The organism is Burkholderia cenocepacia (assembly GCF_014211915.1).
GTDB lineage: Bacteria > Pseudomonadota > Gammaproteobacteria > Burkholderiales > Burkholderiaceae > Burkholderia > Burkholderia orbicola.
Genome location: NZ_CP060039.1, coordinates 1713801 through 1728308, shown reverse-complemented (window position 1 = coordinate 1728308; position 14508 = coordinate 1713801). Strand labels below are relative to the sequence as shown.

The 14508-nt window shown below is 62.0% G+C and carries 16 protein-coding genes and 1 pseudogene; 8 read left to right on the top strand and 9 right to left on the bottom strand.

The annotated features are described in order from the left end of the window. Positions 1-53: 53 nt before the first annotated feature. On the bottom strand, positions 54-920 hold the full coding sequence (locus tag SY91_RS08240) for a pirin family protein (protein WP_023475446.1): 867 nt from the start codon (positions 918-920) through the stop codon (positions 54-56). A 111-nt stretch (positions 921-1031) separates the two neighbouring features. On the opposite strand from SY91_RS08240, the gene SY91_RS08235 reads away from it, so the two are divergent. After that, a complete protein-coding gene (locus tag SY91_RS08235; protein ID WP_023475447.1) occupies positions 1032-1949 on the top strand; it encodes a LysR family transcriptional regulator in 918 nt (305 codons plus the stop codon). Positions 1950-2065: 116 nt separating this feature from the next. Continuing rightward, positions 2066-2569 carry a GAF domain-containing protein gene (locus tag SY91_RS08230; RefSeq protein WP_023475448.1) on the top strand — a complete coding sequence of 168 codons (504 nt, stop codon included), beginning with the start codon at positions 2066-2068 and terminating at the stop codon, positions 2567-2569. Positions 2570-2681: 112 nt separating this feature from the next. On the opposite strand, the gene map is transcribed toward SY91_RS08230, so the two are convergent. Both map and SY91_RS08220 read right to left on the bottom strand, forming a co-directional pair. After that, on the bottom strand, positions 2682-3488 hold the full coding sequence (gene map, locus SY91_RS08225; protein WP_023475449.1) for a type I methionyl aminopeptidase: 807 nt from the start codon (positions 3486-3488) through the stop codon (positions 2682-2684). Continuing rightward, positions 3488-3724, bottom strand: a complete 237-nt coding sequence (locus SY91_RS08220) for a ParD-like family protein (RefSeq protein ID WP_023475450.1) — start codon at positions 3722-3724, stop codon at positions 3488-3490. Before SY91_RS08220 ends, map begins: the two co-directional genes overlap by 1 nt. A 147-nt stretch (positions 3725-3871) precedes the next feature. Here SY91_RS08220 and SY91_RS08215 point away from each other — a divergent pair, with 147 nt between their 5' ends. Then, positions 3872-4492, top strand: coding sequence for a helix-turn-helix domain-containing protein (locus SY91_RS08215; protein WP_043886997.1), 621 nt, complete (start codon positions 3872-3874; stop codon positions 4490-4492). A gap of 51 nt (positions 4493-4543) precedes the next feature. Beyond that, entirely contained in the window at positions 4544-5092 is a 549-nt protein-coding gene (locus tag SY91_RS08210; RefSeq protein ID WP_023475452.1) for a GNAT family N-acetyltransferase, read from the top strand. A gap of 93 nt (positions 5093-5185) precedes the next feature. On the opposite strand, the gene SY91_RS08205 is transcribed toward SY91_RS08210, so the two are convergent. The 3 genes and pseudogenes from SY91_RS08205 to SY91_RS08195 all read right to left on the bottom strand — a co-directional run bounded on the left by SY91_RS08205 (position 5186) and on the right by SY91_RS08195 (position 8430). Beyond that, positions 5186-6118 carry an alpha/beta fold hydrolase gene (locus tag SY91_RS08205; RefSeq protein WP_043887011.1) on the bottom strand — a complete coding sequence of 311 codons (933 nt, stop codon included), beginning with the start codon at positions 6116-6118 and terminating at the stop codon, positions 5186-5188. Positions 6119-6284: 166 nt separating this feature from the next. Next, positions 6285-6503 (bottom strand): annotated as a pseudogene (locus tag SY91_RS34955) (diguanylate cyclase); the annotation flags it as partial. A 973-nt stretch (positions 6504-7476) separates the two neighbouring features. Further along, a complete protein-coding gene (locus SY91_RS08195) occupies positions 7477-8430 on the bottom strand; it encodes an aromatic alcohol reductase (RefSeq protein WP_043886998.1) in 954 nt (317 codons plus the stop codon). A 93-nt stretch (positions 8431-8523) separates the two neighbouring features. Between SY91_RS08195 and SY91_RS08190 the strand changes: the two genes are divergently transcribed. After that, entirely contained in the window at positions 8524-8937 is a 414-nt protein-coding gene (locus tag SY91_RS08190) for a winged helix-turn-helix transcriptional regulator (RefSeq protein ID WP_027807990.1), read from the top strand. Positions 8938-9410: 473 nt separating this feature from the next. After that, complete coding sequence (locus SY91_RS08185; protein ID WP_043886999.1) at positions 9411-9719, top strand: hypothetical protein; 309 nt, start codon at positions 9411-9413, stop codon at positions 9717-9719. A gap of 132 nt (positions 9720-9851) precedes the next feature. Here the strand turns inward: SY91_RS08185 and SY91_RS08180 are convergent, their stop codons facing one another. The 3 genes from SY91_RS08180 to SY91_RS08170 all read right to left on the bottom strand — a co-directional run bounded on the left by SY91_RS08180 (position 9852) and on the right by SY91_RS08170 (position 13245). Continuing rightward, positions 9852-11948 (bottom strand): helix-turn-helix domain-containing protein, encoded by a 2097-nt coding sequence (locus SY91_RS08180; RefSeq protein ID WP_023475456.1) that lies wholly within the window; start codon positions 11946-11948, stop codon positions 9852-9854. A 211-nt stretch (positions 11949-12159) separates the two neighbouring features. Next, positions 12160-12864, bottom strand: coding sequence for an SOS response-associated peptidase family protein (locus SY91_RS08175; protein ID WP_023475457.1), 705 nt, complete (start codon positions 12862-12864; stop codon positions 12160-12162). 39 nt (positions 12865-12903) lie between these two features. Then, positions 12904-13245 carry a hypothetical protein gene (locus tag SY91_RS08170; protein WP_043887002.1) on the bottom strand — a complete coding sequence of 114 codons (342 nt, stop codon included), beginning with the start codon at positions 13243-13245 and terminating at the stop codon, positions 12904-12906. 169 nt (positions 13246-13414) lie between these two features. Here SY91_RS08170 and SY91_RS08165 point away from each other — a divergent pair, with 169 nt between their 5' ends. Together SY91_RS08165 and SY91_RS08160 are read left to right on the top strand one after the other, a co-directional pair. Beyond that, a complete protein-coding gene (locus tag SY91_RS08165) occupies positions 13415-14002 on the top strand; it encodes a hypothetical protein (protein WP_023475458.1) in 588 nt (195 codons plus the stop codon). A 90-nt stretch (positions 14003-14092) separates the two neighbouring features. Next, positions 14093-14506, top strand: coding sequence for a PAAR domain-containing protein (locus tag SY91_RS08160; RefSeq protein ID WP_043887004.1), 414 nt, complete (start codon positions 14093-14095; stop codon positions 14504-14506). Positions 14507-14508: the final 2 nt, after the last annotated feature.

The following is a 14508-nucleotide window of genomic DNA, read 5'->3' as shown; positions in this document are numbered from 1 at the left end:
CGCCACGCGCGAAAAAAAGGCCCCGCATCGCGCGGGGCCTGCTCGTCACACCGTCATGCCGGCATCTGGCCGAAGCGGCCGCTGTTGAAGTCCTCGATCGCGGTCCGGATTTCCTCTTGCGAGTTCATCACGAACGGGCCGTAACCAACGACGGGCTCGTCGATCGGCTCGCCGCTCAGGATCAGCAGCTTCGCGTCGCCGTTCGCTTCGATCTCGACGTCGCTGCCATCACGGCCGAGTTGCACGAACTGCGCTTCGCGCGCCACCGCCTCGCCGTTCACCAGCACGGTGCCGCTCAGCACGACCACCGCGAGCGTGCGCCCTTCGGCGACCGGGAACCGCGCATGGCCGCCCGCCACGAGCCGCACGTCCCACACGTCGATTGGCGTGTGCGTGCGGGCCGGGCCGCGCCGCCCGTCGAGTTCACCGGCGATGATCCGCGTCCGCCCTGCACCGTCCGGCAGCTCGACCACCGGGATATCGGCGTTCAGCAGCGTCTGGTAGCCGGGTGCGCCCATCTTGTCTGCGGCCGGCAAGTTCACCCACAGCTGCACCATCTCGAGCGGGCCGCCCCGCTTCGTGAACGCCTCCGAGTGGAATTCCTCGTGCAGGATCCCGCTCGCGGCCGTCATCCACTGCACGTCGCCCGGGCCGATGGTGCCGCCCGCGCCGGTCGAGTCGCGGTGCGCGACTTCGCCGTCATAGACGATCGTCACCGTTTCGAACCCGCGGTGCGGATGCTGGCCGACCCCGCGCGGCGCGGTCGCCGGTTCGAACGTCGCGGGGCCGGCGTAATCGAGCAGCAGGAACGGGCTCAGGTGCGTGCCATGAGACTGGTAGCTGAACATCGAACGCACCGGAAAACCGTCGCCGACCCAATGGCCGCGCGGCGCACTGTACACACCCTGGATCTTCTTCATTGCCCTTCTCCATATTGCGGCGAAACCCGTGTTTCGCATCCATGAGTGACAATATAGTGATGGAACGATCGATCCGGTAGACTGCCGAAATCGCACTCAGCGTTCCATTTCATGAACGATAAAGCGCGGGATCTGAACGATCTCTACTACTTCGTGCAGGTCGTCGAACACGGCGGCTTCGCGCCGGCCGGGCGCGCGCTGGACATGCCGAAATCGAAGCTGAGCCGCCGCATCGCGCTGCTCGAGGCGCGGCTCGGGATGCGGCTGATCCAGCGTTCGACGCGCCGCTTCACGGTCACCGACGTCGGCCAGACCTATTACGCGCATTGCCGCGCGATGCTCGTCGAGGCCGATGCCGCCGACGAGGCGATCGCGCTGCTGCATGAGGAGCCGCGCGGCATCGTGCGCGTCAGTTGCCCGATCGTGCTGCTCGATTCGCTGGTCGGCACGATGATCGCCGCGTTCATGGCCGCGTGCCCGCGCGTCGAGATCCACCTGGAAGCGACGAACCGGCGCGTCGACGTGGTCGGCGAAGGGATCGACGTCGCGATCCGCGTGCGCCCGCCGCCGCTCGAGGACAGCGATCTCGCGCTGCGGGTGCTCGCCGAACGCGGCCAGTGCCTCGTCGCGAGCCCCGCGCTGCTGCGCGAGCAAGGCGTACCGGCCGTTCCCGCGGATCTGACGCGCCTGCCGAGCCTCGATCACGGCGTGCCGCAGTCCACGCACGTATGGCGGCTGCGCGGGCCCGACGGCGCACATGCGGAAATCCATCACCAGCCGCGCTACGTGACGGGCGGCATGCTCGCGCTGCGCGCGGCGGCCGTTGCAGGTGTCGGCATCGTGCAGTTGCCGATGATGATGGTGCGCGACGAGGTTTCGCGCGGCGAACTGGTCACGGTGCTGCCCGACTGGGCGCCGCGCCGCGAAATCGTGCACGCGGTGTTCGCGTCGCGCCGCGGGCTGTTGCCGGCGGTGCGGGCGCTGCTCGACTTTCTGGCCGAGCGGTTCGCCGAACTCGAACCCGACTGAGCGGGGCCGCATCACGCACGACCAAGCGCTGCAGACCACGCACGGGTGCCGTAGACTGCGGTACGCGCAGTGCGCCTTCAGTGCGCCTTTTTGACAACCCCTATCGCTTTCCCGCCATGTTCACGCTGTCCAACGACCCTACCGCCTCCAAGGCCGATCAATACGCGACGCTCGTCGAGCAGGCACGCGCGCTCGTCGAATCCGAAAGCGACCTGACCGCGAACGCGGCGAATTTCTCCGCGCTCGTCTATCACTCGCTCGATCGCCTGAACTGGGCCGGCTTCTACTTCTTCGACGGCACCGAGCTCGTGGTCGGGCCGTTCCAGGGCAAGCCCGCGTGCGTGCGGATCGCGCTCGGCAAGGGCGTGTGCGGCACGGCCGCGCAGACCCGCGAGACGCAGGTCGTGCGCGACGTGCACGACTTCCCGGGCCATATCGCGTGCGATGCGGCGTCGGAATCGGAAATCGTCGTGCCGCTGGTGGCCGGCGACGGTACGCTGATCGGCGTGTGGGACGTCGACAGCCCGGTCGCCGCGCGCTTCGACGACGAAGATCGCAAAGGGATGGAAGCGCTGTGCCGCGTGTTCGTCGAACACGCGTGGCAGAAGGCGCGCGGTTAAGCGCCGCTGCGCCGTGTCGTTCGCGGCGCCGGCCGCCGCAAACGGCACGGGCCCCGCGAAGGGGCCCGTTTCATTGCAACGCCGCACCGCCGCGTGCGGCGCACGGCCGGCGTCAGGCCGCGTGCGTGCCCGACAGCGCCGCGAACGCCTGCGGCTTCGCGTCCTCGGTCAGCACCTCGAAGCCGGTTTCCGTCACCACGACCATGTGCTCCCATTGCGCGGACAGCGAATGGTCCGCGGTGACGACCGTCCAGCCGTCGGCCAGCACGCGCGTGTCGCGCTTGCCCGCGTTCAACATCGGCTCGATCGTGAAGATCATCCCCGGCCGCAGCGGCAGGCCGGTGCCCGGGCGACCGTAATGCAGCACCTGCGGTTCGTCGTGATAGACGTCGCCGATGCCGTGCCCGCAATACTCGCGCACCACGCTGAACCCTTCGCGATGCGCGACCTGCTGGATCGCATAGCCGACGTCGCCGAGCGTCGCGCCGGGACGCACCGCGCGGATGCCGGCGTGCATCGCCTCGTAGGTCGCCGCGACGAGCCGCCGCGCGAGTTCGTTCGGTTCGCCGACGAAATACATGCGGCTCGTATCGCCGAACCAGCCGTCCTTGATCACCGCGATGTCGAGATTCACGATGTCGCCGTCGCGCAGCGGCCGCGACGTCGGAATGCCGTGACAGACCACGTGATTGACCGACGTGCACAGCGTCTTCGGATAGCCGTGATAGCCGATGTTCGCGGGGATCGCGCCCAACTCGTCGACGATGTATTCGCGGCAGCGCGCGTCCAGCTCGTCGGTAGTGACGCCCGGCTTCACGTGCTCGGTGATCATCGTCAGCACCTGCGACGCGAGCTTCGCGGCTTCGCGCGACTTGGCGATTTCCGCGGCGCCGCGGATCGGGATTTCGCGTTTCGCCATCACGCCACCTGCTCGATGCTATGCGCGGCCGTCTCGACCGGCCCCACGTCGCCGCCCCGCGCCTCGGCCTCGATCAGCATCTTGCAGATGTCGGCGTAGGACAGCGCCGGGTTGAGTTCCGCCAGCATCCCGACGCGCAGCCAGTGTTCGGCCTGCGCGTTGATCGAACGGCTCAGCGCCGTGCTCGTCGAGCGCAGCCGTTCATGCATGTGCTCGGAAATCTTGATGATACCCATATATCCCCAATTAAACGAAACGTAGCTGTTTCGTATATTACGCCGCGTACGACGACCGGGCAAGCCATTCGCGTCCCGCGTCCCGCCGAATCGCCACGGAAAATGTCGTTGACATCGAATTCCAGTTTGCTGGAAAATAAATCCATCATGAAAGAATCAGCGATCACCGCGGCCGACGACACCGGCATCAACGAGCGCATTGCCCGGCGCGTGCGTGACCTGCGCACCGTGCGAGGCTACACGCTCGACGCGCTGGCCGCGCGTTCCGGCGTCAGCCGTTCGATGATCTCGCTCATCGAACGCGCGTCGGCCAGCCCGACGGCCGTCGTGCTCGACAAGCTCGCGGCGGGCCTCGGCGTGTCGCTGGCCGGGCTGTTCGGCGGCGATCGGGACGACGCGCCCGCGCAGCCGCTCGCACGGCGCGCGCAGCAGGCCGAATGGCGCGATCCGGCGTCCGGCTATGTGCGGCGCAACCTGTCGCCGGCCGGCTGGCCGTCGCCGCTCCAGCTCGTCGAGGTCGACTTCCCGCCCGGCGCGCGCGTCGCGTACGACAGCGGCGGGCGCGAAAGCGCGCCGCACCAGCAGGTGTGGATCATCAGCGGCCGCGTCAACGTTACGTTGGGCGATACGCTTCACGAACTTCGCGAAGGCGACTGCCTGGCCATGCGGCTCGACCAGCCGCTGATCTTCAGCAACCCGTCGTCGCATGCCGCGCGCTATGTCGTCGCGATCTGCGATGCGTCCGCCGCCGGCGTGCGCAGCGCGTGATGCGCGCGTCGGCGCGCGCGCAACCGGTTTATCAAACAGGAAGAAACCCGTATGAATTCCCCGACCCAGCGCGACGACGTGCGCCTGATCGACTGCAGCGAGGCCGAACACGCGGCGGCCATTCTCGAGATCCTGAACGATGCGATCGCGAACTCGACCGCGCTGTACGACTACCGGCCGCGTCCGCCGGAAGCGATGGTCGCGTGGTTCGCGACGAAGCGCGCGGGCGGTTTTCCGGTCTTCGGCGCCGTCGACGCAGCAGGCACGCTGCTCGGCTTCGCGAGCTGGGGTACGTTCCGCGCGTTCCCGGCGTTCAAGTACACCGTCGAACACAGCGTCTACGTGCGCAACGACCAACGCGGTCGCGGGCTCGGCGAACTGCTGCTGCGCGAAGTAGTTCGGCGCGCGCGCGAAGCGCAGGTGCACGTGCTGGTCGGCTGCATCGACGCGACCAATGCCGGGAGCATCGCACTGCATACGAAGCTGGGATTCGTGCACTCGGGCACGATCGCGGAGGCGGGATTCAAGTTCGGCCGCTGGCTCGATGCGGCGTTCTATCAGTTGAAGCTCGAGACGCCGGTGCAGCCGGTGGATGGGTGATCGGCTGGTAGCCGCCGTGTGCACCGTGCGCGACGGCTTCCAGGCGATGCAGAAAACCGCTCTTCCCGGCCTCGAGGCCGCAGCATCACAAGCTCACCGCCCGGCAATCGCGCGTATGGCCTCCGCAAAGACGTCTGGCGCCTCACGCGGGACGAAGTGCCCTATTCCATGCAGCAGGCGGTGTTCATAGTGCCCGGAAAAGTACCGCTCCTTGTTTTCAGAAGTGATTGGCAAATTGTCACGATCTTCCGCACCCTGGAGCATGATGGTGTCGATAGGGATCGTCGGCGAAGCCGCCAATTGTCGTTCTATCTGCTCGTGCTGCTCTGCGCCCGGGGCATCGTGCCAGCGCTGTCGATAAGCATGGAGGCTGATGTCGGCCCAGTCGGGATTGTGAAGAGAGCCGACCATGGCTTGAAAGTCGCTCTCCCTGTCGGACCAGGCGGGGGACCAGCTGTGCCATAAGTATTTGCACAACCGTTCGCGATCCTGTTGATAAGCCTTCATTCCATACGTCGTGGCGACGTACCACTCATACCAGTACGCGTTGGCCAGTTCATAGGGCATTTCGTTGGCCGGCATCGCGGTAGCGTAGCCCGCCGCGGCGGTAACCATACCGCTTACTCTCTCGGGAAACAGCGCCGCAACGCCGTACGCCGCGCGCGCACCCCAGTCGTACCCGGCGAGAATGACATCCGTCAAATCCAGCGTTTCCACGAACTGCGACAAATCAAGCGTCAGCGCCGCGATTGCGCCGCTGCGCATCGTATCGCTATTCAAGAAGCGCGTCGGTCCTGATCCACGCAGATAGGGTGCGTAGACTCGGAACTGTTGGCCACTCAGCCCGAGGTGCACGATAGTCTTGTCCCAGCACTGAACATCATCGGGCCATCCATGGACAAGAACCAGCGGCGGTCCGTCAAGCGGGCCCGATACTTCATAGGCCACTTCGAGTTCGCTGGTGCGACATGTCAGGAAGTTTCGTTGCGATCCGCGTGTGGCCTGCTCATCCGCATCTGAAGTCATATCGATCTCCGAAAGGCGATTCAAAGATGCCGGCAAGCAGCATCGTATGTTCCCGTTCGAAATGGCTTCCTGCCAAATTTCGCGCGCAACGATTCGTCATGGAATCGTGAGTCTAAATAGACGCACCGACACACCGGAACCCAAAGCAACTTTGAAGCGCCTCCACCCGAAAGCGCTGAAAGGTTGCGGCTTTGCCGATATCGCGACCGATGGTCCGGACGTCGTACGGCTGCCGCATGACCATGATGCCGTCCTTGCCGATCAGCGATATCGAGCCGTGTTGTCCCAATGACGACCCTGCGAACAGCTTGTGGAAATATTCGAGGTTGATGGCAATCAGTGCGACACCGGCAAACGAACCATCCGGATTCGATATGCGCCGCGCTCCTCACCACTCATCGTGCACAGCCAAGCCGGACGTGACTTCGCATACGAAACCGGCCTGGCCCATTTACATGTGCAGTACCAAACTGACCGAAACCGGAAACGGCCCGGGTCTATCGAACGTGAAGCGCCGACAACCCGCTGCCGCTCGCCCCTCCTCCCGGATTATTAAATGACGTGAGGAAATTGCGCTTCCGAGAGAATGTGTGGGGCGCGCCAGATCTGCATCGCCCATCAAGATCCCCGCCAGTTTCAAATATTTGCGATTTGGCACCAGATGATCGAGTCCGCCCATCAGCCGGCCCGCGCGTCGGGAAAGCCGGTCGCAATCTCCGGGACTCGACGGCCAGACCCGCCGTGCCGCTCCGTGTAGTAGCTGGGCGGAACGCACCCACGAGCCCTCCCGGACGGCGCCACGGCGCGGCCTCTTCGTCGATGGACGCCGAACTTGTGGCGAATAGTCGGCGCACCTGCTTCTTGAGGCGTTGAAGACGACTTTGTACCACTCTGGGCAACTTTCTTACACGGGTGAAAGCGATGCAGAAAAAGAAAAGCCCCGCCGAAGCGGGCTTTTTCTGGAGGCGCGAGCCGGAGTCGAACCGGCCTAAACGGCTTTGCAGGCCATCACTTAATTAATTAAATCAATACGTTGCGGATATTAGCCATCGACATTGACCGCTCTGTCGGGCGCATCAACTCTTGAGCCGAGCGAAAACGTCGTGCGGTCGGCCGAGCGAACTGACACAAAGGGCCAATTTCGACCCTAACCCGTCATCTAATCCTCCGCGTCGCCAACGACCGCTAACAAGCAACTTCCGCCAGCCGCCACATCGTTTTCACACGCAGACTTCGCCGAGCAGAATTCGGCTGAAGTCAGTGCGGAAAACAGGAGCCCGCGCCCTTTGGCCGGGGGCGGGCTTTCTGCTCGGGGGAACGATCCTCGATACGGTTTGCCTAGATGGCGGGGCTCACGATTACTCGCCGCGGCCCGAAACAAGGTTTGCATTGATCCACGATGCCACGTCGGTGACCGGAATGGCGTGGCGTTGGTTGAACGTCCCACTCTTGTCCCATGCGACACCTCGCCCTTGAGCAAAAGCCGCACGATACTTGCGCATCATATTGTTCGGGTCGCGCGCCAGCTCATCCAGCAAATACTGCTCGCTCCATACGGAACGGCTGAACGGCCGGCCGAGGCCCGCCTGCAGCTTGTCGGCAACCTCCGCGTAAGTCACGGTGTCGCCGGCCAGATACACGATCTCGTTCCGGATACGGGGTTGGGCGAACACGATCGCGGCGGTCAGCGCACCGATATCATCGGGCGTAGTCAGCGTCACGGCGGTGTCGAGGCTGCCCAGCGCGTGGACTGCGTCGTTCTGCAGGTCCACGACACCGAATTCCGGCTCGAACAGGTAGCTCATGAACATGCCGGTCGAGATGATGACCCACTCGGTCTTGTGCTGACTGCGCAGGAACTCGCGCACGTCCAGCTGTGCGTCGAAGATGTCCTGCGGACTGCCGCGGCCGATCACGTCGAAATCAACCCCGAACTGCCACGGGAAGTACCGCGGGATGCCCGCCTGCAACGCAGCTCGCGCCAACTTCATCGGCGTGTCGATTCCGGCTGTAATGCCCGCGCAACCGATTACCGTGTCGTATCGCGCGAACAAGGCGGCAAGCTCATCGATGGAGCTTTTCACGAAATCGCCTACGACGATCTCGATCCCGAGATCTCGAATCTCCGCGATATCATGCCGCTTGGCCGGTGCGCTGGACTCGACGGCGCTCGCGCGCAGTAGCACGCTGATCTTCGCGCCTGCGATGTCCTGCGCTCGACGCGCAAGATTGCGTAGCACGGGGAGGCCGAGTTCGCCGGCACCGAGCACGAGAATGTTTTGAGACGTAGCGTTAGGATCTGTTTGGTTCATCGTCTTGCCTGCTGAGGGATGCGTTGCACGCAGTCTAGCGGTGCATGGACGTGTATGAAAGAAGGTACATGCGTGATACTGGGAGTCAGATAGTTGGATCGAGACGAACTTCTCCAATATTCGCAGACCGTGTGCGACGGCCTGCGAGACGATGATGACGGGCTCCGGCGAGAGGTGCTCGCACACGCCGGAAGTCGTTGGTCGCTCGGTGTCATCCATACGCTCGGGGTGTACGGCAGGCTGCGCCATGCCGAAATCGGCAGGCGCATGCACGGGGTGACTCAGCGGATGTTGACGCGCACGTTACGACAACTGGAACGTGACGGCCTGGTGCTCCGTCACGATTTCGACGAAGTGCCTCCTCGAGTCGAATACGAGTTATCCGACACGGGCATGGACCTGCTCGTTCGCATGGTCCCGCTGTGGACCTGGATCGTCGAGAATGCGGACCGCTTCCGAGAAGCGAGGCGGAGTTTCGACAGCCAGCACCGCGACGCGAACTCGTAGGTTGCCGGTTGTTGATTGGCAACCCCGACTTCCCTGGCGGAGAGAAAGATTGGCGTCTCTCAATTGGGCCACCGAAGCAGGACGGTACATTTCGACAGGGCGAGTCTGGTAGCTGAGCGGAACTGACGTTCGAATGTCCGCCCGAGAGCGCTGTCGAACGACCGCAAGTGGCCGAAAACGGACAGCATCGGTCATCTCGGCCAGGGTATGCCACCCCGTAGTTCAGGGGATGGAATGACAAGCGCAAGGCTTGTCCAGCAAGGCTTCCGCCCCTTGCTGTAGCAAATTTGTAGCACTTGAAAAAGCCCGCTCGTAGCGGGCTTTTGTGCTTCTAAGCGTCAATACTGGCACTGATTCGAGACTCGGATGGGTCCGCCAGCGGTCGCTCCTCCCAAAGTAACTAGGTTGGCCCACGCGACGACCAATGAGATGATGGTTCGCACCCGGTGTCTTTCCAGCGGGTGGAGAGTCCAATGAGCAAAGGATCAAACGACGTCGCCGATCTGAGACGCTTCGCGATATCGCTGAGCGACGAACTGGAAATTGTCTCTGAGGAGGTGGTCAGATTGATGCATTGCCTCGACGCATATCAAATGGTACTGGAGGGGCTGTGCGTCGCCCACAGAGATCCGCAGACAGTCCTACGGGAGATCGAGAACCAGATCGAGCAGGTTGCCCGGATACTGTCGACCGAGCCGACGGCCCGAGACCGGTACCTCGGCCAGCTCATGGAGCACATCACTCCCCTACTGCTTGCACTTGGACGACCAGGCTGCCCGTAATCAGGAGGTGCAACGGCAGCTTCGCCGCCGGCTACCGCACCCAAACCAAACCGTTGAAGAGGCAGCAGCCGACTCGCCACCGGCTAAACGAATTAAAGCGGTCATTCGGAGTGGTGCGCACCCAAAAAGTACCTATGCCACCATCGTCCCGTCATCTGGCGCTAGTTCGATAATTCGGCATCCCGGATGGATCATGATGCGTACGACGTCACCAGAGTCGTACCCTTGCGTAAGCATCGCTTGTACCAGACGATTAAGGACTGTCGCTCCCGACGAGCGATTGACGCAGTCAACGGTCGACGTAGAATCTCGCACGCTATATTGGCCCTCAGGAACGTGCGGTACAGCGGCCGCCGGTATGACACAAACCTTACTCTCTACGGCGAACTCGGTAACGACGTAAGGAAAGCTCACGCTTCCGTCGGAGTGACGACGTACTTCAATCCGGTTGGGCGCTCCCTCACGTGGCGACGTAGCGCGTGTAAAAGCGGTTGGGGAGACGGGTCTTCCTATGATGGCGTAAATGCCGTGGCTGACCAGGCGTACAACCGGAGTCGTCATAAGGGCCGCCGAGAACGTAATCAATTTGATATCGGGAAGCGCCGATCTCAGCTCAAAACGACTGGCCACGCCGTCCCTCGCCTCCAACGCTGCAACTAAGCGCAACTCTGTCTCCGATAGTTCCACGGCGGGGCTCAGCGTAGTGTTTGCCCGATAATCGTCATGCTGGACAACATGAAGCCACGTAACTCGCTCGAGAACTGCACGCGCTATATGGATCGGCGGAATGAGCATGAGCGTGCGATCACGATCGAACTCCACCGTCGCTGTGCGGCTCCGGAATCGCATGATCGCGGCCAGCAGGTCATCGATGTCGACTCGTCCGCGCGCGACAGCGAAGATCTTCCGGGCGACGCTCAGAATAATATTGTGGCTGGGTTTCTCCGACCCAAACCAGAACCAAGACCTGTCAGCATCAAGCCACTCAAAGCCCTCTACCGACTCCAGCATATTGGTGACACTCGTATAGTCGCGTCCATGCGCGAGTAACGCGGTGCCAGCAACCGTAGGAAGGTGAGCCACGCCGCAGGAGCGGATCATCGCATATGCAACGCTACGCACCGCCTTGACGTCGTCGGCAAGTGTGACGTCATCCTCGCTCAGACCATACGCCCATAAATCGACGCGCAATCCGCCGGGTTGAGCAATCGGCTCGCTTATTCGAACGATGCGTTTTCCAAGCAGGTCATTGGCAAAAGCGCTTGCGCCCTCCAGCGTCAGATATTCGCCCAGTTGAGTACGCAGTTGGCTATTCAGCAAGGACACTGGACAGGGCAAATGAGGGGTGCACTGAAGTACCAAGGCGTCGAGCACCGGAATATCAAATTCAAACTGCGAAGATTTCTCGATCAATTTCTCGATAATCTGACGCACGCGCTCTCTGGTGATTCCGAGCGGAGCAGCAAGTTCGTTTAGCGTATTGCCTTCTGCACCGCTTACGCCATAGCGACATGCAAAAAGATCCGCATCGCGCTGTGCGCCCGAGCCTATCTGCCGATCGGGAAAGGCGAGATTCCGTCCTCGCGTAGCAAGGCAGATCGCAACTTGGCGGATCGCATCGCTTATGGTATCGGCAACAATAGTCACCCGTTGTCGGTTGCTCGCAGGAATCATCGGCTCTTCGCCGCCGGGCGCAAGGAGCCATCCAGCAGGTAGCGCGAGAGCCGTCTCCCATGCGTGCAGGCGGTCGATGTGAATCGTACGGGGAAGCTCTCCTTTTTCCCACTTGAGCAAAGTTTGTATGGATATGCCGGCCGCCTCGCCAACTTGCGCCCGCGTCAGCCCAAGCTTGCGCCGACGTGCGTGCGCACGTAAACCCAATGCATGGCTAGCGTCCGTCGGAATGAACACTCGGTCAGATTGAACTGATGCCGTAATGGAGACGCGATCGGACTCTGCAAAAACAATGTCAGAGACGAGCTTTCCATCCGGTGACAGGAGCCATCCGACGGGTACTTGCAGCGCAGCTTCCCATGCCTCGATTCGAATCGGCGTCATGCTGGCAGGCAAATCACCCGATTCCCATCGAGCAATCGTCGGCGGCGTAACATCGACAAGCGCCGCCATTTCCGACACCGACTTTCCCAATGCCTCACGGCGAATGCGTGCGCGAGCCGCGAGATCGGGCGCCAGAGATCGCGGGATATATATTCGGAATTCGGTTTTCACGGATTAGTGTAGCCGGAGGTGCGATGCTGTCTTTTGATTGGCACCCGAAGTATTCGAACATGCGCTTCAGGCGCGTAAGCGCTATAGCACACAATAATAAACGAATGTGGTAGCTCAACCGAACGAACGGTACTTACCATCCAGTCACATGCCCTGTCCCGTCAAGGGACGGGCGCGCTCCACGAATCTCCGGCGGCTCAGCAATTACAAGTTACTTTGGTTCTGCGAACATTTCGTCCGCCGGATAGAGTTGCAACATCGCTCGCGCTGCCTCAATGTTCGGCGTCGTCAGCCACTCCTCCCAGTCGTCCGGTCGCAGGATCACGACCGAGCGCTTCTCGTCGAAAGGCTTGTGCATTCGCGACATCAAGGGGTGTCCGTCAGCGTTGACCGTAAGCATCGCCATCGCATTGAGCTCCGCGCCATCCCGGCGACGCAGCGTTTGCCAGATACCGGCGACGCACATGGTGGGGCGATCGATCACGCTGATGCGCTGCCACACGCATGGCCCGAGCACCCATTTGCCATCCTCGCCTTCATACGCCTCCGGATACGACGGCTCGACGACGTATTTGGCCGGGATCAGGCAGCGGCCCCCGGCTCGCCATGTTGGAGCGAATAGCCGCGACTTCCCGACGTTGTCATCACGCACGTTCATCAGTGTACGCATGATGTCGGGCTTCTTGCCGGCCGCCTTTGCCGCTTCAATTCGCTCCTTCTGGACCGCGCGCGGCACGAAGCCGAAGCTGGCAATCAGAGGCTTGAACTGCCCGTCGACGTAACCGACGATCGGGGCGTCGTAGTCCTGGTAGATCTCCGGCTTCCACGGCGTCCACCGGTACAGATCATGAAAGCTGTCAATCTTCAGCTCACTCAGGCCTGGATCTTCGCCCGGCGCGACGTAGTTGGTGCACACAGTTCACGTCCTCTGGTTGTCCGAGATGCCAGTATCTGGCTAGTCGTAACCCAACTCCGGAGGCGATTGAATTTGGTCCAGCGGTATAACGGGACCGCTCAGCCACTCGTCCAGCGCGGTACAGATGATGTCGTAATAGACCTCATCGAACCCGGAGCCTTCGGGCTGGCCCGGCGCGTCGGGGAACAATTCTCGGCCGAGCGTCACCTGATGCTCGCAGAAGCCATATTTCCCCACGACGATATTCCCGGCTAGATCGTTGTAGCACCGCGCTTCGTACCCTATGACCGTGACTTCCATGAGGCTTAGGATATGGTATTTGGCATCTGCAATACACATGTCGACGAATGCCGATTGCACGGCTGTCATGGGTCGCAACATATCACCCTCCGTCCGGTGGCCTCCGTCTTCAGATCTTACTGCGCCACTCCTCGATCCCTATTTTTGAGACTTGACGGCACCATCTTGGCACAAGATAAACTGTATATCCATACAGTGTTATCTCCGCATCATGATATTGCCCCCATTTAGTCCGCCGCGCTTCGACGAGTTGTCGAAATGGTGGAACACGTGCACCTACGCCGAGGTTCATCGCCTGATTCTGGAGGTGCTGCACCTGCGGATTACGCTGAGGGAAATGGATTCGCTCACGGACGATGCCAAGCGCATGATCGCGTACCTAGAACAAGCGGACACGTTGAAATACGCGGCTCCGCTGCGGCGCTTGTCGACCAAGATCGACAAAGAGATTACGCGAGCTGGCCGAATAGGCAACGCACGTGCGCCGGTCGCGCCGTTCTCTGACGAGTGGCGTGCACGCGAAGAGATGAGGCGCAGGCTGTACGACACGCCAGGTGAGCCAGATCCGGGTTCCGACAAGGCGACAAAGCTGCCAGAGTTTCAGCGGCTGACATGGGCCGAGCTACGCGACGCGTGGAGCGCGACCCCGTTCAAGAAAAACAAGCTGCCGACTCTCGAACAGCGTTTCGTGCTGGAAGTTGTGCACGTCCGCCGAACACTGCGGCTCATGGAGAAAATGGTCTGCGCGGCCGAACTGGAGCTGAAGAAGAACGGCTATCCCGATTCGTTCGCGCTCGACCAGCTCCGGCGCATGATCGACGGCGCTCGCTTCGATTGACCGTAGTTGATTGAGGGCGATCTAGCCAATCATCAGACGTTCTCCCGGAAATGGTAAATTCATACGAAAACCACACCTACGAGAGAACATATGGCCCGAGCCATGATCTGCGTCGGCGACACGACGACGCATGGCGGCCGCGTGCAGGAGGGCAGCGCGACCGCGACAATTGAGGGAAAGCCCATTGCCGGCGTCGGACACAAGGTACTTTGCCCGCAGTGCAAGGGGATCTTTCCGATCCTTCCCACCGGACGGCAATACTCGCACACGTTCGACGGACGAGAAACCGCCGTCGAGGGTATGAAAACCGCGTGCGGCGCGACGCTGATCGCATCGCAGTCGTCAGCAACGTTCGACGACGTCGGATCGGGCACAGCGACGACTGGAGGCGCAAGTGCCGCCATCGCAACGACTGCCGCTGCGCTCGCTCCCTCGCCGACGCTCTGTCTCGAATGCCTGAAAGCTGCGGCCGAGAATGCCGCGACGATGATCGCGCGCGGGTAGTC